Here is a 24,831-nt window from a genome sequence, read left to right on the forward strand (position 1 = left end):
TCCAGGCGATTTCCTTACCGAGGCATGCATGAGCACACCTGATAGTCCGCAGCAGTCCAAGCCGTTCGACAGCGAACCTTTGTCGTGGGTGATGGTGGAAATCCGCGAGGCGCTGGGCCGCTCGAAAACGGCGCTGTTCGAGGCGGGCGGCCGCGAGCGCGAGGAACGCGCCACGGCCCTGCAGCATGCACGCTCGCATCTGCACCAGGCGCATGGCGCGCTGGTGATGGTGGACGTGGTTGGCGCCAGCCTGCTGACGGATGGCGCGGAACAGGCGCTGGCGCGCTTGCGCGACGGCAGCCTCGAATATACGCTCGACCATGCGCAGATCGTCGCCGCACTGTATCAGGCCCTGACCGAGTACCTGGAAGACCTGGTGGCCGGCACGCCGCCGCAGCCGACGCGTTTGTTCCCCTACTACCGCGACCTGCAAACCATGCTGGGCGCCGAGCGCATCCACCCGGCCGACCTGTTTTTTCCGCCTGCATCGATGCTGGAAGGGCATGCCATCGCGCTGGCGGAGGCGCCGCCGGCAGCCGATTACCCTGCCTGGCGCGGGCGCTTTGAAAAGTCTTTGCTGCCCTTTCTGAAAGCGCAGAATGATGCGGCGCGGCGCCAGCACGCCAGCGACTTGCATGCCACCTTGACCCTGGTGGCCGACGCGCAGCAGGAAGCGCCGGCGCGTACCTTCTGGTTCGCCATGCAGGCGTTTGCGGGACTGGCGGCCAGCGGCGAGGGCATGGGCACGCTCAACGTCAAACAGTTGTTCGGCCTGATCAACCTGCAATTGCGCCGCCTGGCGCAGGGCACGGCCAGCCTGCCCGAAGCGATGTTGCGCGACGCCCTGTTCTTCATCGCCGCGGCACCCGAGCCCACATCTGAGGCACGTCAGCTGCGCGCCGCCTTCGCGCTGGAAGGCATGGTGCCCGCCGACCTGGAAACGCGGCGTTACGGCCAGGTCGACCAGGAGGCCTTGCAAGGCGCACGCGCGGCCCTGGCGCAGGCGCGCGCCAGCTGGAGTCGTCTGGCGCAAGCCGACCTCGATCCTGCCCTGGGCGACGCATTCGAACAGTCCTTGCAGCAGGTGGCGGCACAGACCGACATCCTGAAGCAGCCGGCCCTGGCCAGCCTGCTGCGCGAATGCGCGGCCGTGGCGCGGCTAGCCGTGGCCAGCGGGCGCAGCGCGGCGCTGGAAAATGAAATCGGCATGGCGCTGCTGTTTGCCGACACGGGGCTGGAGCAGGTGCGCCGCCTGCCCGACGATTTTGCTGGCAATGCGGAAACCATCGCCGCGCGCCTGCAGGCGCTGTTGGCTGGTGAAGCGCCGCCACCCGTCACGGCGGGCGAGCTGTCGCGCCAGATCGAGCAGGGCCAGACGGTGGCCGCGCTGGCCGAGGACATGAAGACGGGTCTGCGCCAGGTGGAAAAGGCGCTCAATGCGTATTACGCGGATGCCTCGCGGGAAGCGGCACTCGACGGCGTCGCCCCCGTGCTGGAACAGTTGCAGCAGCAGCTGGCCGGGCTGGGACAGGAAGACGCGCGCGCCGCCGTGCTGCAGGTCGATGCGGCCGTGCGGCAGCTGGCCGCTGGCGACGCCAATGCGGACGCCAAGGCGGAGGCCCACGCCGGGGCGCTCGACGAGATCGCGCAAAATGTCAGCGCGCTGGGATTTTTTGTCGATATGCTGGGCCGCAACGCGCAAGCGGCCAGCGGGCGTTTCCATTTTGATGCCGCCGCCGGCACCTTCCGCGCGCTGCCATTTGAAAAAGTCGCCGCCGCCGGTGCCGTACCGGTGCCCTTGCTCGACCAGGCCCTGGCGCCCGCCGCGCCCGCCGGCATGGATGCCGCGCCGGCAGTGACCGATGTCGATGCGCAGATGCTCGACATCTTCATCGCCGAAGCGCGCGAAGTGCTGGCCTTTGTCGACACCACCCTGGCCCTGCCGCGCGAGCAGGCCGCCAGCGGCGAGCACCTGGCCATGCTGCGCCGCTCGTTCCACACCTTGAAAGGCAGCAGCCGCATGATCGGCCTGGCGCAGTTCGCCGAGGCGGCCGGCGCCATCGAACGCGTGATGAATATCTGGCTGGCCGAAGCGCGCCCTGTCAGCGATGATCTGTTCACCCTGCTCAATTACGGCTGGTACCAGCTCAGCGAATGGGTGGCGGAACTGGAAGGCGGCGCGGGGCGCGAGCGCGAGGCCGGCATGCTGCTGGCGGCGGCCGAGCGCGTGCGCGAAGGCGGTCCGTTCGAACTGCGCAAGCCTCGCCCGGCATCGGCCGCACCGCTGGCCGGCAACGGCAATGTGATCGGCTTTCCGTCCGCCACGGCGCCCGCCGCCCACGAAGCGCCTGACGATAACCTCAAGCACGTCGGTGAACTGCGCGTCAGCCTCCCCTTGTACAACATTTACCTGGCCGAGACGGATGAATTGCTGCGCGTGCTCACGCGCGACTTTGGCGAATGGCGCCATGAACAGCGTGCCGTCAGCGCGGACGCGCTGCAAGCCGTGCATACCTTGGCGGGAACGTCGGGCACGGTGGGTTTCCAGTCCCTGCGCGACATGGCGCACGCGCTGGAAACGGTGATCGAGACGGTGGTGCCGCCGCTGGCCGGCCTGCGCGCCGAACAGCACGACGTGCTGGAACAGGCCACGCAGCGCATCGCGCAAATGCTGCAGGCGTTCGCGCTGGGCGACCTGGCGCCAACGCAGCCGGACATGATCGAAGCGCTCAATACCCTGTGGCGCGCCCTGACGGCGCCGTCCGGCGAGAGCCAGGAAGCGCGGCTCGACGCCCTGTTTGCGGCCGCCTACGCCAGCATCGTCGGCGCGCCGGCGCAAGCTGCCGAGCCACTCGCCGAAGTCCCTCTGCCGCAGCTCGAGACCTTGTTCGAGGCGACGTATGCGAGCATCGTCGCCGACGCGCTGCAACCCGTTGCGGCTGAAGTGCCGGCACCAGCGCCGGTGCAGGACAGCGGCGCCAGCGACGACCTGTTCGACGCCGGCTTCGAGCACGCGCCGTCGTTGGAGCACGCGGCGCCGGAAGCGCCGGCGCCCGCCATCATGCCGGCCGATGCGGCCGCGCTGCTGGCGGCGAGCGCCGGCATCAGCGATGAACTCGACCTCGATTTATTGTCCGTCTTCCTGGAAGAGGGTGCCGACCTGCTGCCGCAGATCGGCGAGGCGCTGCGCAGCTGGCAGCAGCAGCCGCACGACAGCGGCCAGGCGCAGATGCTGCTGCGCACCCTGCATACGGTCAAGGGCAGCGCGCGCATGGCCGGCGCCATGCGCCTGGGCCAGCATGCGCATGAAATCGAGACGCATATCGAAAACATGCTGCACGCGGGCACCGCCACGCCGCAGGCCTTCGAGGAATTGCTGGCCCATTACGACCATGCGCTGCACCTGTTCGAACAGCTGCAGCAACCCTTGCTGCCCTTGCCGGGCATGGAAGACACGCCGGCCGCCGAACCGAAGGCGGCGCTGGTGCGCGTGCGCGCCGATATCCTCGACCGCCTGGTGAACCAGGCCGGCGAAGTGTCGATCACGCGTTCTAAAATGGAAAATGAAGTTGGCGTGCTGGGCGCTTCGCTATCCGAATTTTCCGACAACCTGGCGCGCCTGCGGCGCCAGCTGCGCGAAGTGGAAATGCAGGCCGAATCGCAGATTGCCTCGCGCATGGCCGTCGGCAGCGAGCGCGAATTCGACCCGCTCGAATTCGACCGCTTTACGCGCCTGCAGGAACTCACGCGCATGATGGCCGAAAGCGTCAACGACGTGGCCTCGTTCCATGAAAACCTCAGCCTCAGTGTCGACGCGGTGACGGACGACCTGGTGCTGCAGGCGCGGCTGACGCGCGAGCTGCAGCGCGACCTGATGCAGATCCGCATGGTGCCGTTTGCCAGCATCGCCGAACGGCTGTTCCGCGTGGCGCGGCAAAGCGCCAAGGAAGTCGACAAGCGCGTCAACCTCGACATCCGCGGCGGCGGCGTGGAAATCGACCGCAGCGTGCTCGAACGCATGGCGGCACTGTTCGAGCACCTGCTGCGCAACGCCATCGTGCACGGCGTCGAGCCGCGCGCCGCGCGCCTGGAAGCAGGCAAGAGCGAGACGGGCGAGCTGCTGGTGCAGGTCAGCCAGCAGGGCAATGAAGTGGCGATCGCCTTTTCCGACGACGGCGCGGGACTGGACCTGGAACGCATCCGCGCCAAGGCGCACGGCGCCGGCCTGGTGGCGACGGACGCGCCTTTGAGCGACGCGCAGGCGGCCGAACTGATTTTTACGCCCGGTTTTTCCACCGCCGACAGCCTGACGGAACTGGCAGGGCGCGGTTTTGGCATGGACATCGTGCGCTCCGAAGCGCTGGCCCTCGGCGGGCGCGTGGAAACGCTGACGCAGGCGGGCCTGGGCATGCGCTTCACCATCCACCTGCCGCTGACCCTGGCCGTCACGCAAGTGGTGCTGCTGGCGGCGAACGGCAAGACGTATGCCTTGCCATCGGTACTGGTGGAGCAGGTGCTGCACCTGAAAGGCGAGCAGCTGGAGCAGGTGCGGGCGGCCGGGCGCATCGAGTCGCACGGGCAGTCGCTGGCGCTGCACCACCTGTCGGCCATGTTGGGCGAGACGCCAGCGGCGCAGGCCACGCAGCGCCATGCGCCCGTGCTGCTGCTGAGGAATGGCAATGACAGGCTGGCCTTGCAGGTTGATGACGTGGTGGGCAACCGCGAGGTCGTGGTCAAGCATGTGGGCCCGCAACTGGCGCGCATGCCGGGCATCGCCGGCGCCACGGTGCTGGGCACGGGCGACATCGTGCTGATTCTCAATCCGGTGGCGCTGGCGCAGCACCTCGAGCATCACCCGGAACTGCTGTCGCAGTATGCGCTGGCCAGCAGCGAACAGCACGCCGCCTCCAGCGCACTGGCTGTGCCGGCCGTGCGCGTGATGGTGGTCGACGATTCGCTGACGGTGCGCCGCGTGATGCAGCGTTTGTTCGAGCGCGAAGGCTATCAGGTGCTGCTGGCCAAGGATGGCCTCGATGCGCTGGAGCAGTTGCATGCGCTGGAACCGGCTGCCATGCCGGCCGTGCTGCTGGTCGACGTGGAAATGCCGCGCATGGACGGTTTCGACCTGACGCGCAATGTGCGCAGCGATGACAAGACACGTGCCATCCCCATCATCATGGTCACCTCGCGCAGCGCCGACAAGCACCGCGCGCACGCGTTCGAGCTGGGCGTGAATGCGTATTTCGGCAAGCCGTTCCAGGAAGAGGAATTGCTGGTGGAAGTGGGGTGCTTGCTGGGCGGTGACGTGGCGTAATCGACGCCAACGCTAACGCCAACCATGTTGTCGGATTAGCGGGGCCTTGCCCCGCTAATCCGACCTACGCTCTTGCACGACGGCGCATGTCGGGTGGGTCGGGTTAGCGCGCAGCGCGTAACCCGACATCACCGCAATGCCAATCAATTACCTGCTTACCCCGCCACCTTCACCACCGCATAGCGCTCCAGCGTCTCCTTGCGCGCCTCGTCGTGCTGCACGATGGGTTCAGGATAGTCGCGTCCCAGCACGATGTTTTTTTGCTCGAGCAGCATGCGCGGCACCAGCCAGGGCGCGTGGATTTCCTTGTCGCCCAGCGCCTTCAGCTGCGGCAGGTAGCGGCGGATGAAGCGCCCGTTCGCATCGAATTTTTCCGACTGCGTGATGGGATTGAAGATGCGGAAGTAGGGCTGCGCATCGCAACCGGACGACGAAGCCCATTGCCAGCCGCCGTTGTTCGACGCCAGGTCGAAGTCATTCAGGTGCAGCGCGAAATATGCTTCGCCGCGGCGCCAGTCGATGCCCAGATCCTTGATCAAAAAGCAGGCCGTGACCATGCGCAGCCGGTTGTGCATATAGCCGGTCTGGTTCAGCTGTGCCATGGCCGCGTCCACCAGCGGATAGCCGGTGCGTCCCTCGCACCAGGCCGCAAAGGCGGCATCGGCTTCGGGGCCGCTTTCCCAGGCGATCGCATCGTAGGCCGGCTTGAAGGCGCCGCCTTCCACATGCGGGTTCTGGTACAAAATCATGGCGTAGAAATCGCGCCAGATCAGTTCGGCCAGCCACACGGGCGCGCCGTCGCCGCCACCGCCCCGGTCCATCAGGTCGACCACGCTGCGCACCAGGTAGCGCAGCGACACGGTGCCGAAGCGCAGATGCATGGACAAATACGACGGCCCCTTCAGGGCAGGAAAATCGCGCGCCACGTCATAGCGGGCCAGGCGTGGCAGGAAATCCTCGAACAGCGTGCTGGCGCCCGACATGCCGGTGGGAATGGCCAGTTCGGCCAGGTTGCTGGCCTCGAAACCCAGCTCCCCCAAGGTGGGCAGCGGGGCCGGCGTGCCGCTGCGCGGCGGCGCCAGGCTGGCCGCGTGCGGTTCGATAGCGAACGGCGCCAGGCAGCCGGGTTCGGCGCGCATTTTCTTCAGCCAGGCATTTTTATACGGCGTGTAGACGGTGTAGGGTTTGGCCGAGAGCGTCAATACCTCGTCTTTTTCAAAGATCACCTGGTCCTTGAAACTGAACCACAGGCGCGTCTCGTGCGTGAGCGCGGCCGCTACCCTGCGGTCGCGGGCGATCGCTTGCGGTTCGTAGTCGTGGTTGGCAAACACGGCGTCGGCGTTCAGCTCGGCGGCCAGGCGCGGGATGGCTTCGGCGGCGTCCGCGTGCAGCACGATCAGGTCGCCGCCCAGCTGGCGCAGCTCGTCGGCCAGTTCGGCCACGCTGGCATGGATGAAATCGACCCGCCGGTCGCGGCGCGGCAGCGCTGCCAGGATGGCGGTGTCGTATACGAAGACACAATGCACGGCCTGGCTCTGGCGCAGGGCGTGATGCAATGCAGCATGGTCAAATGCGCGCAGATCGCGCCGGAACCACACCAGGGAAGTCTTAATTGTCATTATTTTGCGTGTTCAGGGTCAAAGATAGGCCATTTTTTGCCGCCAACAGGGCTTTATGGCCGCGCGCGTCGTGCCTTTGGCGTCGCTGCGGCGGCAATTCAGTGTAAACTAGCGGGTATGTTCGTGGTGGTTTATGTGCGACAGCGATTGTGCAGTCAATTTTACAATTGGCATTGAAATGCGTCGGCAGGCAAAGCGAATTGACCATTAATTTACAACATAACAAGAATAGCGCCTGGCAACACGGTGCGCGCCGCCCAGCATTCGCGGCCGCTTGCGCCAGGCGTACGATAGCGGGGTAAGCGAGACTTGCCAGCAAGCCCACAGAGAGAGCATCGCGTATGAAAAAGAGTAAAATCGACCAGACTCTACCAGGGCATCGTTTGATGCAGGGTGTGGGAGAGCCGGCCGCGACAGGTTTCTCCACCTTGAATCTGGCCAACCATTTCCTGATTGCGATGCCGGCCATGCAAGATCCGATCTTCGGCGGCACGGTCGTCTACGTTTGTGAACATAATGAAAACGGCGTGCTGGGCGTCGTCATCAACAAACCCACCGACATGACCATGGAAGTGCTGTTCGACCGCATCGACCTGAAACTGGCGGCCGGCAGCGACACACCCATCATCAATGAACCGATCATGTTCGGCGGCCCCGTGCAGGACGACCGCGGCTTCGTGCTGCATACGCCGGGCGCGCACTATTCCTCGTCGCTGACGGTGACCGATGAAATCGCGTTTACCACCTCGATCGACGTGCTCGAAGCCGTCGCCAAGGGTGATGGTCCCGAGCGCCTGCTCGTCTCGATCGGCTATTCGGGCTGGAGCCCGGGCCAGCTGGAAGACGAGATCGGCCGCAACGGCTGGCTGACGGTGGGTGCCTCGGCCGACATCCTGTTTGACTTCCCCATCGAGCAGCGTTACGTGGCGGCCATCAAATTGCTGGGCATCGACCCCCTCATGCTGGCATCGGAAGCCGGACACGCATGAGCGGTGACGCCATCGACACCATCCTCGCCTTCGATTTCGGCTTGAAACGCATCGGCGTGGCCATCGGCAATAGCATGATTTGCCAGGCCAAGCCGCTCAGCGTGATCACGGCCACGGCGAATGAGCCGAAGTTTGCCGCCATCGATAGCCTGATCAGGGAGTGGGGCGCCAGCCGCATCGTGGTGGGCCTGCCCAGCCATCCCGATGGCACGGAACACGAGATGAGCGCGCGTTGCCGCCGTTTCGCCAACCAGGTGCATGGCCGCTTCAACCTGCCGGTGGAACTGGTCGACGAGCGCTATTCCTCGGCCGTCATCGCCGCCAAGCGCGGCGAAGTCATCGACGACCGCGCCGCCGCCATCATCCTGCAACAGTATTTCGACGCGAATTATTAATCTGACCTTAGCCTCCAATCCTGAATGATTAAGAACTCTATGCCGCATCTTACGAATCCTTCCCAACTCGACGCCGAGGCCCTGTACGCTGTCTTGCTGCAGCAGGTGCAGAGCGGCCTGGCGGGCATCCCCAACGTGGCCATCGTCGGCATCCATTCGGGTGGCGCCTGGCTGGCCGAACGCCTGGCGCGCGACCTGAACCTGCTCGACCGCCTGGGCGTGCTCGACGTGTCGTTCTACCGCGACGACTTCGCGCAGAAAGGCCTGCATGCCGACGTCAAGCCGACGCAGATCGCCTTCGACGTGGCCGGCGCCACCATCCTGCTGGTCGACGACGTGCTGTACACGGGCCGCACCACGCGCGCGGCCATTAATGAATTGTTCGACTATGGCCGTCCGGCCAAGATCATGCTGGCCGCCCTGGTCGACCGCGGCGAGCGCCAGTTGCCGGTGGCCGCCGATTTCGTGGCTGCCTTCACTGCCGTGCCGGCGGGCCAGGCCCTGGTCCTGAAGCAAGCCGACGATGGAAAATTCACGCTCACCATAGATACCCACCATGCTTAATCCGCAACTGAATAAACACGGCGAACTGCAACATCTGCTGACGATCGAAGGCTTGCCGAAGTCTATCGTCAACCACATCCTCGATACCGCTTCCTCGTTCGTCGGCATCTCCGACCGCGATGTGAAAAAGGTGCCGCTGATGCGCGGCAAGAGCGTTTTCAACCTGTTCTTTGAAAACTCCACGCGCACCCGCACCACCTTCGAGATCGCCTCGAAGCGCCTGTCGGCCGATGTCATCAACCTGAACATCCAGGCTTCGTCGGCCAGCAAGGGCGAGTCCCTGCTCGACACCATCGACAACCTGTCGGCCATGCATGCCGACATGTTCGTCGTGCGCCACGCGCAGTCGGGCGCGCCCTACCTGATCGCCAAGCACCTGATCGACACCAAGCAGCCGCACGTCCACGTCGTCAACGCGGGCGACGGACGCCACGCGCACCCGACCCAGGGACTGCTCGACATGTACACGATCCGCCACTACAAGAAGGATTTCACGAACCTGACGGTGGCCATCGTGGGCGACATCCTGCACAGCCGCGTGGCCCGTTCCGACATCCACGCGCTGACCACCCTGGGCGTGCCGGAAGTGCGCGCCATCGGCCCGCACACTTTGCTGCCGGGCGGCCTGGAACAAATGGGCGTGCGCACCTTCACCAACATGGATGAAGGCTTGAAAGGCGTGGACGTGATCATCATGCTGCGCCTGCAGAACGAACGCATGAGCGGCGCGCTGCTGCCCTCGGCGCAGGAATATTTCAAGAGCTACGGCCTGACGCCCGAGCGCCTGGCGCTGGCGAAACCGGACGCCATCGTCATGCATCCGGGGCCGATGAACCGCGGCGTGGAGATCGATTCGGCCGTGGCCGACGGTCCGCAGGCGGTGATCCTGCCGCAGGTGACGTTCGGTATCGCTGTGCGCATGGCGGTGATGAGTATTTTGGCTGGTAATCAGGGCTGATAGCCCAAGGACGAGTAAGCGAGCATGACGACACTACATATCAAGAACGGCCACCTGATCGACCCTGCCAACGGCATCGATGGCTTGCAAGACCTGTTTATCGCCGATGGAAAAGTGCTGGCCGTGGGCAGCGCCCCGGCCGGTTTCAAGGCTGACACCACGTTTGATGCGGCCGGCCTGGTGGTTTCCCCCGGCCTGGTCGACCTGTCTGCGCGCCTGCGCGAGCCGGGCTATGAATACAAGGCGACGCTGGAATCGGAACTGCAGGCGGCCTTGCAAGGCGGCGTCACGAGCCTGGTCTGCCCGCCCGACACCGACCCGGTGTTAGATGAGCCGGGTCTGGTGGAGATGCTGAAATACCGCGCCAAGACGCAGAACAAGGCCCACGTGCACCCGCTGGGCGCGCTGACCATGGGCTTGAAAGGCAAGTCGCTGACGGAAATGGCGGAACTGACGGAAGCGGGCTGCATCGGCTTCGCGCAGGCGGAAGAGCCGATCGAAGACACCACCGTGCTGTTGCGCGCGATGCAGTACGCGAATACCTTCGGCTACACGGTCTGGTTGCGCCCGCAAGATCCGCATATCGGCCGTGGCGGCATCGCCCACAGTGGTCCGCTGGCGTCGCGCCTGGGCCTGTCCGGCGTGCCCGTGATGTCCGAAACCATCGCCCTGCACACGATCTTTGAATTGATGCGCGCCAGCCGCGCGCGCGTGCACCTGTGCCGCATTTCGTCGGCGGCGGGCCTGGAACTGATCCGCGCTGCCAAGGCCGAAGGCTTGCCCGTCACCTGCGACGTGGGCGTGCACCATGTGCACCTGACGGACGCCGACATCGGCTTTTTCGACTCGAACGCGCGCGTCACGCCGCCGTTCCGCAGCCAGCGCGACCGCGATGCGATCCGCGCCGGCCTGCTGGATGGCACGGTCGACGCCATGTGCTCGGACCATACGCCCGTTGACGACGATGAAAAACTGCTGCCGTTCGGCGAAGCGTCGCCCGGTGCCACGGGTCTGGAACTGCTGCTGTCGCTGGCCCTGAAATGGGCCGACGACTATGCCTTGAACCAGCCGCAAGCGGGTGCCCGTCCACTGGCGCGCGCCGTGGCCAAGGTCACGTCCGACGCGGCCCGTGTCGCCGGCATCCCAGCCGGCAGCCTGGCCGTGGGCGAAGCGGCCGACATCTGCGTCTTCGATCCCGCCGCGCGCTGGACCGTGTCGTCGGCGTCGCTGGCCAGCCAGGGCAAGCACACGCCTTTCCTCGGCTATGAGCTGAGCGGCATCGTCAAGGCGACCATCGTGGCTGGACGGGTGGCGTTTCAGCGTTAAATTTTTTGTATCGGAGCCGTAGGTCGGATTAGCGGTACGCGTAATCCGACAAGTCCATGGCGGCTCCTGTCGGCTTACGCAGCGCCTTACCGGCGCAGCTAAGCCGACCTACGCGGCTGTATGGATTTGCTTCCAACCTTGGTGTCATTTGAAACTTCTGCTTACCTACCGCCTCGCGCGTATCGCCATTCACCTGAGCTGCGGCATGGCCAAGAGCGCGGTGCTGTTCCCCTGGCTGGACCTGGAGGGGCGCAACCGGCGCATCCGCCGCTGGTCGACGCAGTTGCTCGACATCTGCGGCGTGCACGTGGCGCTGCCGGCCGACAGCGTGCCGGCACTCGACCATGCGATGGTGGTGGCGAACCACGTCTCGTGGCTCGACATCTTCGTCATCAATGCCATCCACCCTTGCCGTTTCGTCGCCAAGGCGGAAATCCGCGCCTGGCCGATCCTCGGCTGGCTGGCGGGGCGCGCCGGCACCATCTTCATTTCGCGCGGCAGCAAGCGTGACCTGCGCCTGATCTTCCAGGGCCTGGTGGATAAGTTGACGGCGGGCGAGCGCATTGCGTTCTTCCCCGAAGGCACGACCGCCGCGCAAGGACAGATCCTGCCGTTTCACGCGAATCTGTTCGAGGCGGCCATCGACGCGCAAGTGCCGGTGCAACCGTTCGCGCTCGTGTATGTGGATGACAAGGGGGCCTTGCATCACGCCGTCGACTTCATCGGCGACATGAGCTTTGCGCAAAGCATGGTGGCGATCCTGAGCGGTCCACCGATCACGGCGCGCCTGACCTGTCTGGCTTCCGTCGGTACGGCCGACGCGCACCGGCGTGAGCTGGCGGCGGCAACGCAGGCGGCGGTGGCCGCTGCGCTGCCGCTGGAAAAAGCCGCTTAGTTCTTCACGTGCAGCCAGCGCGCGTGCGCGGCGCGGGCCAGGTAGTCGAGCATAAACCCTAAAATCCCGATCAGCACGATGGCGGCCATCAGTTCCGAGTACGCCAGGCGGTCGCGCGTATCGAGGATGAAGTAGCCGAGGCCGGCCGACACGCCGAGCATTTCGGCCGGTACCAGCACGATCCAGATGATGCCGATGGCCAGGCGCACGCCCGTCAGAATATCGGCCGTAATGCCCGGCAAAATCACCTTGAAGACGATCTCGCTGCGCGTGGCCGACAGGCTGCGCGCCAGCAGCAGCCAGTTCGGATCGAGGCGCGCCACGCCGGCCGCCGTATTGAGCAGGATAGGCCAGACGGCCGCAAACGCCAGCAGGAAGTACACGGGCGCGTCGCCGACACCCAGCACCATCACGGCAATCGGCATCCACGACAGCGGCGAAATCATGCGCAGCAGCTGGAACAGCGGCATGGCCGCGCCGGAAAAACTTTTCGACATGGCCACCAGCACGCCCAGCGGCACGCCGATGATGATCGCCAGCCCCAGGCCGACAGCTACCCTTTGCAGGCTCAGTACCACGTGCAGCCAGATATCCGAACCACTCAGCATTTCCCGGAACGCCAGCGCCGTGGGCAGCGGCGCGAAGGCGGTGGCGATCGGCGTGGATTTCTCCAGCGCCGTCACGCCCATGGACCACAACAGCAAGGCACAGGCCAGCCCCACCAGGGGCAGGCCGAACTTCGTGAACAACTTCTTTGCCATCGTCAGACCGCCACGGTTTCGCTGCGCAGCAGGTTGGCCGGCAAGCCGAAGGCGGCCGGGCCACCGACTGCCGTGATGGCCTTGCGCACGAAGCGGTCATCGACCAGGTCGCGCGCGGCGAATTTCGGATCGAGATTGGCCAGGAAGCGCGTATCGCCTTCGACCTTGGTGCGGCCGATGGCACGCACCAGTTCTTCCGTGTACGAGGCGAATGGATAGGGCTGGAAGTCGATGCGGCGCTGCTGCCAGTTCTTGTGCACGATCAGGCCCTGCTTTTCATAGCTCGCGTAATCGGTGGTGGCCAGCACCTTGGTCAGCACCTGCAGCGGATGCGGCGTGTAGCGGTGCTCGCCCACGTTCGACAGCAGCTTGGCCGTATCGACCTGGTTCGAGCGCGTCCACAGCTGCGCCTTGACGATGGCGTTGGTGACCTTCTGCGCCCATTCGGGACGCGTGTTGATGTCGCGCTCGGACAAGAAAGTGACGCAGCATGCATGGTTTTTCCACACGTCGCCCGAGAAGCGCAGGATCTTGCCGATACCGGCGTTTTCCGCCGCCGCATTGAACGGCTCGGCCACGATGTAGCCGGCGATCGACTTGCTGGCCAGTGCCGAGACCATTTCAGCCGGTGCCAGCACGATCAGGTTGACTTCATTCGATTTGATGGTGGCGTTGCGCGCGCGCGTGACCGGGGTCAGGCCGTTGGAGGACAGGATTTGCTGCAGCAGGATGTTGTGGATCGAGTACCAGAATGGAATCGCGACCGTGCGTCCGCCCAGCTCGGAGACCTTGTTGATCTCGTTGGCCACCGTCAGCGCGGAGCCGTTGACGTGGTTCCAGGCGACGACCTTGGCCGGGAACTTGGCGCCGTAGCGCACCCACAGGGTGGCCGGCGACAGCAGATGGATGACGTTGACCTGGCCGGCGACGAAGGCTTCGATGATCTGTGCCCAGCTGCGGAACAGGCGCGGCGTTTCCGCCTGCAAGCCTTCCGCCTCGAACAGCTTGCGGGCGTGGGCGACGAGCAGCGGGGTGGCGTCGGTGATCGGCAGGTAGCCGATCTTCACCGGCTGGTCGTCGCCTTTCGGACCTTGCTGGGCCATGGCGTCGCCGGCGAACAGCAGCGGCGAAGCGACGCTGGCCGTGGCCAGGGCCGACATGCGCAGGAAGTCGCGCCGCGTCAGGCCGCAGTCGCAATCGGAGGAGGCACAGATGTGCAGGGGTTTGTTATCTGCTTGGAGGGACATGAGAGTGTTCCGGTCAATTAAAGGGGAGCGAGCGATGCTTGCTGGTCCTGCGTTTGCAGTTTTTGCAGGGCGTCGAGGATGTCCATCTTGAGGGCGATCACGTCGGCGCTGTGGCCGATGCGCGGCTGGGTGATGGCGACGGGCCATTCGCGCACGATGTTGCCCGGCTTGCCGCCCATCAGCAAGATGCGGTCGGCCACGAGGATCGCTTCATCGATATCGTGCGTGACGAGCAGCACGGCCGTATGCCAGCGGTGCACCACGTCGACCAGCAGCGACTGCATCTCGGCGCGCGTGATGGCGTCGAGCGCGGAAAACGGTTCGTCGGCGAACAGTAGTTCCGGTTCGCGCGCCAGCGCGCGGGCCAGGGCCACGCGCTGCGCCATGCCGCCCGACAGCGCGGACGGATACAGCTTTTCGCGGCCCTTCAGGCCGACCGCTTCGATGGCTTGCGCCACGCGCGCCTGGTGCGCTGCGCGCGTGAGCTGCGGCTGGTGCTTGAAGTCCAGGCCGAAGCCGGCATTGCCCGTGACGTTCAGCCAGGGTAGCAAACTGGCTTGCTGGAAGACGAGGGCGCTGCGCGGGTCCGGTTCGCGCATGGGAGAGTCGAGGAACTGGATCGCGCCCGTGGACGGCGGCTGCAAGCCGGCCAGCACGCGCAGCAGGCTCGATTTGCCGCAGCCGCTGCCGCCCAGCAGGCAGACGATTTCGCGCTTGCGCACGCCCAGCGAGACGTGCTGGAACACGGGTGCCGTGCCAGGATAGGCGTAGCTGAGATCCTGCGCCTGCAAGGCCCAATCAGCAACGCTCATGCCGACGCTCCCGCCTTGGCCGCCTGCTGGCTGTCGAACAGCTGCAAGGCTGCCTGCAATTGCATCAGGCTCGGGGTGACGATGGGGATGAACGACGATTCGCGCCAGCGGCGGGCAAAGCCCTGCTGTTCCGCGTTCAGGTAGGCGCGCCCGCCCATCGCCTGCAGTTCCAGCATCAGCGCTTGTTGCAGCACGTCGGCCAGCTGTATGCGCAGGCGGAACATGGCCGGCGCCTGCGTCTTGAAGCGGCCATCGTGCACGCCGGCCAGCAAGGTGGCAACAGCCGCCTCCAGGGTCGCTTGCAGCGCTTCGATGCGCGGCGTGAGCGCGTTGCGCGAGCCGGCCGAGATCTGCGCCGCCTTTGCCAGGCTGGCGCGCGCCAGGCCGATCGACAGGCCGCACTGCATGCCGAGGAACGAGGGGCGTACCTGCGGCAGCCAGGCTGGCGCATTGTCGCTGATGATGTCCGCGGCGGGGATGTGCACCTGCGTCAGCTTGACGGAGGCCGTATTGCTGCCGCGCAGGGCGATCAGGTCCAGGTCGTCGCCGCGCTGCACGCCTGGCGTGCCGCTGTCGAAGGCGACGATGGCCGGTGGCGCGCCGTCGTTCGGCGCCACGGCGGCGGCCGCGACAAATCCCGCCTTGCGCAAGTTCGTCACCCAGGCCAGGCCGCCGTCGACCAGCAAGCCGTCATCCTGGCGCACGCCCGTGATTTGCAGCTGCTCGATGCCGGACAAGAATTTCATGGCGTTCGACAGGCCGCTGGCGCCCGCCTGCGTGCCAGCCAGCAGGCCGGGCAAGCGGCGCTCGGCCAGCGCGCGATTCTCGCTTTGCAGCAGGAATTCGATGAAGCAGCGCTGGCCCCAGAAGACAAAGGCCGCCGTTACCGATTGCTCGGCGACGTTGGCGATGGCGTTGATGGCGTCGCGCACGTCGCCGCCCGCGCCGCCGTGCTCCTGCGGCACGCCGATGGCCAGCAGCTGGTCGCCGGCGAGGGCCGGCAAAACGGTTTCAGCCAGTGCTGACGATTGGTCGAGCTGGTCGGCATGCGCGTGCAGCCAGTCAGTGAGCTTGGCCATGTCAGACGGCGCCAGGCAGGTAGGGCGTCAATTGCGGATTGACGGGCGTGCCGGCCAGGCTGTTGGAAAAATTGCACAGGGTGGCCAGGCTGATGCCCAGCACGACTTCCAGCGCCTGCTGCTCGTTGTAGCCGGCTGCCAGGAAGGCTTGATATTCGGCGTCGCTGACGGCGCCGCGCGTGGCGATGACGGCCGTGGCGAAGGCGGCGACGGCGTCGAGCTTCGTATCGCCCGTCGGCTGGCCATGCTGCAGGGCGCGCACCGTATCCGGTGTCTGGCCCGCTTTTTTCAGCGAAATGGCGCTATGGCCGGCGATGCAGAAATCGCAGCCGTGGATGCGCGCGGCCGTGATTTGCACCACTTCGCGTTCCATCAACGTCAGGCTGGCGCGCGCATTGATGCCGGAGACGGTCAGATAGGTTTCCAGCGCCAGCGGGGCATTGGCCAGCACGCCGATCAGGTTGGGCAGGAAGCCGTTGTTGGCGATGGCCTTTTCCACGAAGGGGCGGCTATCGGCCGGGGCGGTATCGAGAGTGTGCAGCGTCAGACGGGACATGGGGTACCTTGCTAAGTTGGTAAGTCACCCGGGCATTATATCGGCCATATCGCGCACGCAACAGACGTCAGCGTCGTCCTTTTGTGCTCGTTCGTCTTTGATTGCGCAAACCTTGATGTCAGCTGGCCAGCTGGCGCAATCTCTGGTCGCGCCGGTAGGCGCCCGGTTGCTCGCCCGTGACCCGCTTGAAGGCGCGCGTAAAGGCGGCGTGCGAGCGGTAACCCACCAGTTCGGCCGCGCGTTCGACGGAGACGCCGTCGTGCAGCCGGCGCGCGGCGATCTTCATGCGCAGCAGGAGCAGGAACTGGGCCGGCGAGTGGCCGCTGGCGCTGGCGAAATGCTTGCAGAAGCTGGCGCGCGACATGCACGCCGCCTTGGCCATGTTCTCGATCGACCAGTCGGCGGCGGGGGCGTCGAGCATGCGTTCGAGCAGCGGCGAAAATGCGGGCTGGTGCAGCAGCGACAGCAGGCCGGCCGCCACCTGCTCGCCCTGTGCCACATGGCGGATCAGGTAAAAGAACAGCAGTTCGACCAGGCGCGCGATGAGCGGCGACGGTTGCTGCGGATCGCCACCCGCTTCAAGCAGGATCAGGTCGAACAGCGCTGCGGCGGCGCTGAAGGCGGGCGCGTCGCCGCGTATCAGCAGGTACGGCGGAAACGAGTCGACGATCAGCGCGGAAAGGGCACCGCGAAATTGAAAGAAGCCGCAGGCCAGCGCCGTCGCCGGCTGCTGCGTGGGTATTTGCAGCGGCAGCATGGCTTGCGCGCTGACCGCCTGCAGCGGATCGCTGTGGGGACTGAGGAAATGCGGCAAGTCGCGCAGCAGGAAGACGCCGTCGCGCGGGCCAAGCGCTATCGGCGCCGCGCCATCGATGTGCAAATAGCAGTGGCCATCGAGCACCAGGTGAAAGCTGCCCAGTTCCCGGCCCGCCGTGGAAGCGCGCCAGCGGCCGCAGTACTGGCCCACATGCAGGACGGCGGTGTCGAGTTCCAGGCTGCCGAGCAGCCAGCGCGCCAGTCTGTCGGTATCAGGATGCATGGGATGGCACAGGCAAAAGCTGCATCATACGGCGCAGGCGCGCCAGGGCCAACGACCGATTTCGACTAAGCATATGCGCGCGGTACTGCTTACTGCTTGCCACTGTGCTGCTGGAAGGCGGGACAGTCGACTTGCAGCAGCGAGCGGTCTTCCAGGCACACGGCCGACAGTTTTCCGCCCCAGACGCAGCCGCTATCGAGGCCGATCAGGTCGGGCCGCAACTGCAGTCCCAGCGCCGACCAATGGCCGAAGACGACAGTGTCGCCCGCGCTGCGCCGGCCCGGCACGTCGAACCACGGCAGCAGACCGGAGCCTGGCGGCGGGCTGCCGCTCTCCTTCATCTTGAAGTCCATCACGCCGTTCGGCGTGCAAAAGCGCAGCCGCGTCATGGCGTTGACGATACAGCGCAGCCGGTCGGCGCCCCGCAGGTCGTCGCGCCAGGCGGCCGGCTCGTTGCCGTACATGCTGCGCAGGAACGCCACCCAGTCATCGCTGCGCAGCATGCTCGACACTTCCTCGCCCAGGGACAAAGCCTGGGTCGCGCTCCATTGCGGCAGCAAGCCCGCATGCACGAGCACATGCCCCTGGTGCCGCAAGGCGAGCGGACGCTGGCGCAGCCAGGCCAGCAGTTCTTCGCGGTCGGGCGCATCGAGGATTTCTGCGAGGGTGTCGGACGCATGCTCGGGCCGGATGCCGTTGGCCACGGCCAGCAAATGCAAGTCATGGTTGCCCAGGACACTGTCGGCCAGGCCTTGCCGCGCCAGCGCATGCACGTGGCGCAGGGTGGCCAGCGAGGCCGGGCCGCGGTTGATCAAGTCGCCCGCGAACAGCAGGCGGTACGGGCCATCCGCCGCCGCCTGGATCCGTTCGATCAGTTCGACGGTTTGGGCATGGCAGCCTTGCAGATCGCCGATAAAGTAAGTTTTCATATGTGCCAGGGTGAAGTGAACTACGCGCATGCATTATAAGCATGGCTGCCTTTGGAGCATATCCCGGTAGTGAGCGTCTTCTTAATTTCCTGAGGATTATTTAGCTGAATATTTCGCTGTTTTATAGAGATAATCATTCCCTGCCATACTTGCTGGAATCGGTGACCGTGCCATACCAGCCAGAATGTCATTTTATTCATGTTTATTCATGTTTCCGCGCGTGGTTTCGACATATTCTTCATTTAATCTTAATGTTGAACCGGTAAATAAATCGAGCTCTGTCATTCAAGCGACGAGCGATTACGCTACGGTGCGCGCATTTTTATGCAATGTAGTATATTCCACGTGATTTTATTATTTAATTGAATGTAAAGGATAAACGGGATGGATCTGTCAATGATGACGATGCTGGAATTGCGCAAGCTGGAAGATAATGTGAAGCAGGAATTAAACAGCCGCGAGCGTGAAGATTTGAACAAGGCGCGCGAACAGATCATGGCCATCGCGCAGCAAGCGGGCATTCCGCTGAAACAGCTGATACTCGACGGCTTGCACCCGCGCACGGGAAAAGTCGCGGTACGTTACCGCCATCCTGACAATGCTACTCAACAATGGACAGGCCGTGGTCGCCAGCCGCTGTGGGTCAAGCAATGGGTGGAATCGGGCAAGTCCATCGATCTGCTGCGCGTATAATTCGGTATACTCTTGGCGCAGTGGCAAGCTGCCAGCCACGCGCTGTACCTTGCCAGGCACCTTATCGATACCCTTACTTATACTTATACCGCCCATACCATGCTTCCATTGTCCAGAACGATCTTCAAGGCCTACGATATTCGCGGCATCATTGCTAAAACCCTCGATGCCAGCGTGGCCTACAAGATCGGTCAGGCATTTGGCCAGGCCGCCCTGGCCAAGGGTGAGCAGCGGGTCGTGATCGGCCGCGATGGCCGGCTGTCGGGGCCTGAACTGACGGCGGCGCTGGCGCAGGGCTTGCAGGCCGCAGGCGTCGACGTGATCGACCTGGGCGTGGTGGCCACGCCGATGGTGTACTTCGGCACGAATGTGCTCGACACGCGCTCCGGCATCATGGTCACGGGCAGTCACAATCCGCCTGACTACAATGGTTTCAAGATGGTGCTGGCGGGCGAAGCGATCCACGGCGAAGCGATCCAGGCGCTGTACCACAGCATCGTCGCGCACGACGGCAGCGCCAGCAGCACGCCGGGTAGCTATGCCACGCACGATATCCGCGCCGCCTACCTGCAGCGTATCCTGGGCGACGTCAAGCTGGCGCGGCCGATCAAGATCGCCGTCGATTGCGGCAATGGCGTGGCCGGCGCGTTCGCGGGCGACCTGTTCCGCGGCATGGGCTGCGAGGTCATCGAACTGTTCTGCGAAGTCGATGGCAATTTCCCCAATCACCACCCCGATCCTGCACATCCGGAAAACCTGCAAGACCTGATCCGCTGCCTGGCCGAGACGGATGCCGAAATCGGCATCGCCTTCGATGGCGATGGCGACCGCCTGGGCGTGGTCACCAAGGATGGCCAGATCATCTACCCTGATCGCCAGATGATGCTGTTCGCCGCCGACGTGCTGACGCGCCATCCGGGCGCGCAAATCCTGTACGACGTGAAATGCACGCGCCACCTGGCGCCGTGGATCAGCAAGCATGGCGGCGTGCCGCTGATGTACAAGACCGGCCACTCGCTGGTAAAAGCCAAGCTGCGCGAAACGGGCGCGCCGCTGGGCGGCGAAATGAGCGGCCATATCTTCTTCAAGGACCGCTGGTACGGTTTCGACGACGGCATGTATTCGGCCGCGCGCCTGTTGGAAATCCTGACGCGCGAGGCCGATCCCTCAAGCCTGCTCAATTCCCTGCCGCAGTCCGACAGCACGCCGGAACTGCATCTGGAACTGCAGGAAGGCGAGAACGTCGCGCTGATGGACATGCTGCGCCGCGACGCCGTCTTTCCCGGCAATGAACAGGTCATCACCATCGACGGCCTGCGCGTGGAGTACGCGGACGGCTTCGGCCTGGCCCGTTCGTCGAACACCACGCCGGTGATCGTGATGCGCTTCGAGGCGGAAACGCCGGAAGCGCTGGCGCGTATCCAGGGCCAGTTCAAGAGCGTGATCCTGGCCGCCAAGCCTGACGCCGTTCTGCCGTTCTGACAGCATGGCCGGTCAACCTGGCGCACAGGCGCCCTTGAAAATCCTGCTGGTGCGGGTATCGTCACTGGGCGACGTGCTGCATAACTTGCCGATGGTGGCGGACATCGCCCGCCATTATCCGGATGCGACCATCGACTGGGTGGTTGAAGAGGGTTACACCAGCCTGGTGCGCCTGAATCCGCGCGTGGGCGCCATCTTCCCGTTCGCGCTGCGGCGCTGGCGCAAGAGCCTGGGCAAGAAGGAGACGCGCGCGGAAATCGCCGCCTTTTTCCGCAGCCTGCGCCAGACGCGCTACGATTATGTGTTCGATACCCAGGGTTTGCTCAAGACGGGCATCATCATGGGCGCCGCGCGGCTGGCGCCGGGCGGACAGAAGGTCGGCCTGGCCAATGGCAGCGAAGGCTCGGGCTACGAAGCTATCTCGCGCATCTTTCACACGAAAAGCATTCCGCTCGATCCACGCACGCATGCGGTAGCGCGCGGCCGCATGGTGGCCGCCGCGGCACTCGGCTACACGCTCGATACGCCGGCCGATTTCGGCTTGCCGGAAGTGTCAGGCAGCGAGCCGCGCCCGGACTGGATGGGCGAGGCGCCATACTGCGTGTATTTCCACGGCACGGCGCGCGACGCCAAGAAATGGGCGCCGGAAAACTGGATCGCCCTGGGCCATGCGCTCGCGCCCATGCCGATTTTGCTGCCCTGGGGCTCGCCCAAGGAAAAGGCGGAAGCGGAAGTGCTGGCGGCCGGCCTGCCGAATGCGCGCGTGCTGCCGAAGCTGTCGATGGGCGATGCCACGCTGCTGGCGCGCCACGCGGCGCTGGTGATCGGCGTCGATACGGGCCTGACGCATATCGCCGCCGCCTTCGTGCGTCCGACGGTGGAAATCTATGCCGATTCGCCGCTGTGGAAAACGGAAGGCAACTGGTCGCCGAAAATCATCAACCTGGGCGACAAGGGCGCGCCGCCCGGCGTGCCGGAAGTGCTGGCCGCGGCACAGCGCCTGCTGGCCGACCATACTCCCGCCTGACGTCACGTTAAACAATCATGCGACTTCTTTATACCCTTGCCTGGTGGCTGGCCTTGCCCCTGGTACTGGCGCGGTTGTGGTTGCGCGGACGCCAGGAACCGGGCTACCGCCAGCACTGGGGCGAGCGCCTGGGCTGGTACGGACGCCAGGCCGACACTGCTCCTGACACGCTCTGGCTGCACGCCGTCTCCGTCGGCGAGACGCGCGCGGCCGAACCACTGATCGATGCGTTGCTGGCTGCATGGCCCGCTTGCCGTATCGTCCTCACGCACATGACGCCCACGGGACGCGCGACCGGTAAAACCCTGTTCGCCAAACATGGTGCGCGTCTGGTGCAAAGCTATCTGCCGTACGACACGGGCGCCATGCCGGCCCGTTTCATCCGCCATTTCGCGCCACGCATCTGCATCCTGATGGAGACGGAAGTGTGGCCGAATCTGATCCACCAATGCAATCGCTACAAAGTGCCGGTGGTGCTGGCCAACGCGCGCCTGTCACAGCGTTCGCTGGGCAAGGCGCAGCGCCTGGGCAAGCTCATCACCGATGCGGCGCGCGGCATCACCCTGGTGGCGGCGCAGACGCAGGATGACGCCGAGCGCGTGCGCCTGCTGGGCGTGCGGGATGTGGTCGTCACGGGCAGCATCAAGTTCGATGTCGTCGTGCCCGCGGCGGCGCTGGCGACAGGGGCGGCGCTGCGCGCCGCCATCGGTGCGCGTCCCGTGCTGCTGTGCGCCAGTACGCGCGAAGGCGAGGAGCAGCTGCTCCTCGATGCCTATATCCGCGCCAGCTTGCCCGATGGTGTTCTGCTGCTGCTCGTGCCACGCCATCCGCAGCGCTTCGACGAGGTGGAAAAACTGGTGCTGACGCACGGCCTGACCGTGCAGCGCAGGTCTGGCCTGGCGCAGGACGATGTTGTGGCGGCGGGCACGCAGGTGCTGCTGGGCGACTCGATGGGCGAGATGTTTGCGTATTACGCGGCCTGCGATTGCGCCTTTGTCGGCGGCAGCCTGCTGCCACTGGGCGGACAAAACCTGATCGAGCCGGCGGCCCTGGGTAAGCCCGTGCTGATCGGCCCGCACACCTTCAATTTCGCGCTGGTGACCGAACAGGCGATTGCCGCCGGCGGCGCCGCGCGGGTGGCGGACGCCGATGCGCTGATGGCGCAAGCTTCGGCGCTGCTGCAGGATTCGGCGCGTTTATCGTCGATGGGACAAAAGGCGCTGGCGTTTGCGGCGCAGCACCGTGGCGCTACGCCGCGGACCATCGCGGCGATTCAACCGTTGCTGCGGTGACGGCAGCGCGGCCAACAATGTTGTCGGATTACGGCCTGCGGCCTCGGCGGCCCCGCCTAATCCGACCTACTGCCGTGATTGAGGTAGGTCGGATTAGCGCGCTAGCGCGTAATCCGACAGCCGCCAACAATATTGTTTACGCGAACAACACCGGCAGCTCCTGCGAGCGTTTTCTCAGCGCCTGCTTGGCGCCATCGTAATCGGGATAGATCGATTCCACGGTGGCCCAGAAGCGGGGGCTGTGGTTCATTTCCAGCAGGTGCGACAGCTCGTGCGCCACCACGTAGTCGATCAGCGGCAGGGCGAAGTGGATCAGGCGCCAGTTCAGGCGGATCTTGCGCTCGATGGTGCAGCTGCCCCAGCGCGTGCCGGCCGACGACAGCGACAGCGAATCGTAGCTTACGCCCAGCTTTTGCGCATACAAATCCAGCCGCGCTTCGAACAGCTGGCGCGCCTCGTGCTGGAACCAGCCCTTCACTTTGTCCTTCAACTGCTGTTCGCTGCCCGTGGGCGTGACCCATACGTGCAGCTCATTTGTCTCGCGCTGGAAGCTGGCGCGGTGGCGCGGCGCCTGGTGCAGGCGCAGGGTGATTTCGCCACCGAGGTAGGGCAGCGCGGCGCCATCGACCCATGCCACGGGCGGGCGCTGCTGGCGCTGCACCTTGCGCTCGCCCCGTTCCAGCAGCTTCGAGACGATCCAGCCTTGCTTGGCGCGGATGGCGTTGTCGATCTCGGCCAGGGTGACGCGCTTGGGCGCGGTCACGCGCAAGCCGTTATCGTCGATCATGAAGCCGATGGAACGGCGCGTGGAGCGGCGCAGGGCGAATTCGACCAGGTGGCTGCCCAGCTGCAGCTGGCGCAGCGGAGGGCCATCGGCAGGGCGCGGCGGGGACGGCAGGGGCAAAGGGGCGGGGCGAACGATGGGGGGCGCGGGTGCCACTGGCGGTGGCGCCACGGGCGGCGCTGGCGGTGCCGTGGGGCGCACCGCCGGGGGCGTGCTGGTCGAGACGTCATGCGCGAACAAATCCAGTTGCTGGTCGCCGACCTTGATGGTCTTCATCTGCTGGCGCAGGGTCGGCTCCTGGATGACCGCGCTGATGCCGTCTAGCCAGCGTTGTAGGCGTGAGGCGAAATGACGCGCATTTCTGATTCTATCCAATTTTCCACCTGTTGCATCATGCTGTCCGGGGTGTGCCCTTCCGGCGAAATCGGTTTGCCTATCGAGACGGTGATCAGTCCCGGGCGTTTGAGGAATGACTGCTTGGGCCAGCATTCGCCTGAATTATGCGCAATCGGCACCACCACGGCGCCCGTGGCGATGGCCAGGCGCGTGCCCCCGCTCTTGTACTTGCCCGCCTGGCCCACCGGGATGCGGGTGCCTTCCGGGAACATGATAATCCATTGGCCGTCGGCCAGGCGGCGTTTGCCATGCGCGACCACGCTCTTGAACGCGTGCTTGCCCTGCTTGCGGTCGATGGGAATCATGCGCAGCAGCGCCATGGCCCAGCCAAAGAACGGGATGTACAGAATCTCCTTCTTGAACACATACACCAGCGGACGGGGAAGGCTGGGCAGCAGAAAGATGGTTTCCCATGCCGACTGGTGCTTTGACAGCACGATGGCCGGCGCGTCGGGGAAATTCTCGGCGCCCTTGACTTCATAGCGGATGCCGCAAATGACCTTGGCACACCACAGGATAAACACGTTCCAGCGCGAGGTGACCCAATAGCGCTTGTTGTAGCTCAATGGCGCGGCAAAAAAACACACGCAGGCCCAGACGATGGTGGCCACGATCATGATGGTCATGAACAGCAGGGATCGCAGGAACAGGGAAATATTACGCAATGCGGTTCT

The 24,831-nt window shown here is 65.0% G+C and carries 21 protein-coding genes; 11 read left to right on the top strand and 10 right to left on the bottom strand.

The window, feature by feature from the left end; translation table 11 throughout:
• Positions 1-28: 28 nt before the first annotated feature.
• Positions 29-5,314, top strand: coding sequence for an Hpt domain-containing protein (locus KY494_RS21985; protein ID WP_219888236.1), 5,286 nt, complete (start codon positions 29-31; stop codon positions 5,312-5,314).
• Between the two features lie 155 nt (positions 5,315-5,469).
• Here the strand turns inward: KY494_RS21985 and KY494_RS21990 are convergent, their stop codons facing one another.
• Positions 5,470-6,933: a deoxyribodipyrimidine photo-lyase gene (locus KY494_RS21990; RefSeq protein WP_219888237.1), complete on the bottom strand. Its 1,464-nt coding sequence runs from the start codon at positions 6,931-6,933 to the stop codon at positions 5,470-5,472.
• 386 nt (positions 6,934-7,319) lie between these two features.
• On the opposite strand from KY494_RS21990, the gene KY494_RS21995 reads away from it, so the two are divergent.
• The 6 genes from KY494_RS21995 to KY494_RS22020 all read left to right on the top strand — a co-directional run bounded on the left by KY494_RS21995 (position 7,320) and on the right by KY494_RS22020 (position 12,060).
• On the top strand, positions 7,320-7,922 hold the full coding sequence (locus tag KY494_RS21995; protein WP_219891693.1) for a YqgE/AlgH family protein: 603 nt from the start codon (positions 7,320-7,322) through the stop codon (positions 7,920-7,922).
• A complete protein-coding gene (ruvX, locus tag KY494_RS22000; protein ID WP_257571952.1) occupies positions 7,919-8,317 on the top strand; it encodes a Holliday junction resolvase RuvX in 399 nt (132 codons plus the stop codon). Before KY494_RS21995 ends, ruvX begins: the two co-directional genes overlap by 4 nt.
• Before the next feature lie 39 nt (positions 8,318-8,356).
• Complete coding sequence (gene pyrR, locus KY494_RS22005; protein WP_219888238.1) at positions 8,357-8,881, top strand: bifunctional pyr operon transcriptional regulator/uracil phosphoribosyltransferase PyrR; 525 nt, start codon at positions 8,357-8,359, stop codon at positions 8,879-8,881.
• A complete protein-coding gene (locus tag KY494_RS22010; protein ID WP_034746695.1) occupies positions 8,874-9,839 on the top strand; it encodes an aspartate carbamoyltransferase catalytic subunit in 966 nt (321 codons plus the stop codon). Before pyrR ends, KY494_RS22010 begins: the two co-directional genes overlap by 8 nt.
• A 24-nt stretch (positions 9,840-9,863) precedes the next feature.
• Complete coding sequence (locus KY494_RS22015) at positions 9,864-11,165, top strand: dihydroorotase (RefSeq protein ID WP_099762175.1); 1,302 nt, start codon at positions 9,864-9,866, stop codon at positions 11,163-11,165.
• Between the two features lie 148 nt (positions 11,166-11,313).
• Positions 11,314-12,060, top strand: a complete 747-nt coding sequence (locus KY494_RS22020; protein ID WP_219132772.1) for a 1-acyl-sn-glycerol-3-phosphate acyltransferase — start codon at positions 11,314-11,316, stop codon at positions 12,058-12,060.
• Here the strand turns inward: KY494_RS22020 and KY494_RS22025 are convergent.
• The 7 genes from KY494_RS22025 to KY494_RS22055 all read right to left on the bottom strand — a co-directional run bounded on the left by KY494_RS22025 (position 12,057) and on the right by KY494_RS22055 (position 18,483).
• Entirely contained in the window at positions 12,057-12,821 is a 765-nt protein-coding gene (locus tag KY494_RS22025; protein ID WP_219888239.1) for an ABC transporter permease, read from the bottom strand. The two genes, KY494_RS22020 and KY494_RS22025, sit on opposite strands and share 4 nt — an antisense overlap.
• 2 nt (positions 12,822-12,823) lie before the next feature.
• Positions 12,824-14,068 (bottom strand): ABC transporter substrate-binding protein, encoded by a 1,245-nt coding sequence (locus KY494_RS22030; RefSeq protein WP_219132774.1) that lies wholly within the window; start codon positions 14,066-14,068, stop codon positions 12,824-12,826.
• Between the two features lie 17 nt (positions 14,069-14,085).
• Positions 14,086-14,880, bottom strand: coding sequence for an ABC transporter ATP-binding protein (locus tag KY494_RS22035; RefSeq protein WP_219132775.1), 795 nt, complete (start codon positions 14,878-14,880; stop codon positions 14,086-14,088).
• Complete coding sequence (locus KY494_RS22040) at positions 14,877-15,959, bottom strand: acyl-CoA dehydrogenase family protein (protein WP_219888240.1); 1,083 nt, start codon at positions 15,957-15,959, stop codon at positions 14,877-14,879. Before KY494_RS22040 ends, KY494_RS22035 begins: the two co-directional genes overlap by 4 nt.
• A 1-nt stretch (position 15,960) precedes the next feature.
• Positions 15,961-16,515, bottom strand: coding sequence for a carboxymuconolactone decarboxylase family protein (locus KY494_RS22045; RefSeq protein ID WP_070222110.1), 555 nt, complete (start codon positions 16,513-16,515; stop codon positions 15,961-15,963).
• Between the two features lie 118 nt (positions 16,516-16,633).
• Positions 16,634-17,554: an AraC family transcriptional regulator gene (locus tag KY494_RS22050; RefSeq protein ID WP_219888241.1), complete on the bottom strand. Its 921-nt coding sequence runs from the start codon at positions 17,552-17,554 to the stop codon at positions 16,634-16,636.
• Positions 17,555-17,643: 89 nt separating this feature from the next.
• Complete coding sequence (locus KY494_RS22055; RefSeq protein ID WP_219888242.1) at positions 17,644-18,483, bottom strand: symmetrical bis(5'-nucleosyl)-tetraphosphatase; 840 nt, start codon at positions 18,481-18,483, stop codon at positions 17,644-17,646.
• A gap of 384 nt (positions 18,484-18,867) precedes the next feature.
• Between KY494_RS22055 and KY494_RS22060 the strand changes: the two genes are divergently transcribed.
• The 4 genes from KY494_RS22060 to waaA all read left to right on the top strand — a co-directional run bounded on the left by KY494_RS22060 (position 18,868) and on the right by waaA (position 22,977).
• Entirely contained in the window at positions 18,868-19,176 is a 309-nt protein-coding gene (locus KY494_RS22060) for an H-NS family nucleoid-associated regulatory protein (protein ID WP_219888243.1), read from the top strand.
• Positions 19,177-19,275: 99 nt separating this feature from the next.
• Entirely contained in the window at positions 19,276-20,658 is a 1,383-nt protein-coding gene (locus KY494_RS22065) for a phosphomannomutase/phosphoglucomutase (RefSeq protein WP_219888244.1), read from the top strand.
• 4 nt (positions 20,659-20,662) lie between these two features.
• A complete protein-coding gene (gene waaC, locus KY494_RS22070; protein WP_219888245.1) occupies positions 20,663-21,685 on the top strand; it encodes a lipopolysaccharide heptosyltransferase I in 1,023 nt (340 codons plus the stop codon).
• Positions 21,686-21,702: 17 nt separating this feature from the next.
• Complete coding sequence (gene waaA / locus KY494_RS22075; RefSeq protein ID WP_219888246.1) at positions 21,703-22,977, top strand: lipid IV(A) 3-deoxy-D-manno-octulosonic acid transferase; 1,275 nt, start codon at positions 21,703-21,705, stop codon at positions 22,975-22,977.
• Between the two features lie 136 nt (positions 22,978-23,113).
• On the opposite strand, the gene KY494_RS22080 is transcribed toward waaA, so the two are convergent.
• Together KY494_RS22080 and KY494_RS22085 are read right to left on the bottom strand one after the other, a co-directional pair.
• Entirely contained in the window at positions 23,114-24,037 is a 924-nt protein-coding gene (locus KY494_RS22080; protein ID WP_219891694.1) for a M48 family metallopeptidase, read from the bottom strand.
• Between the two features lie 44 nt (positions 24,038-24,081).
• Positions 24,082-24,822 carry a 1-acyl-sn-glycerol-3-phosphate acyltransferase gene (locus KY494_RS22085; RefSeq protein ID WP_096237795.1) on the bottom strand — a complete coding sequence of 247 codons (741 nt, stop codon included), beginning with the start codon at positions 24,820-24,822 and terminating at the stop codon, positions 24,082-24,084.
• Positions 24,823-24,831 lie beyond the last annotated feature (9 nt).

Source organism: Janthinobacterium sp. PAMC25594 (genome assembly GCF_019443505.1).
Classification (GTDB): domain Bacteria; phylum Pseudomonadota; class Gammaproteobacteria; order Burkholderiales; family Burkholderiaceae_D; genus Janthinobacterium.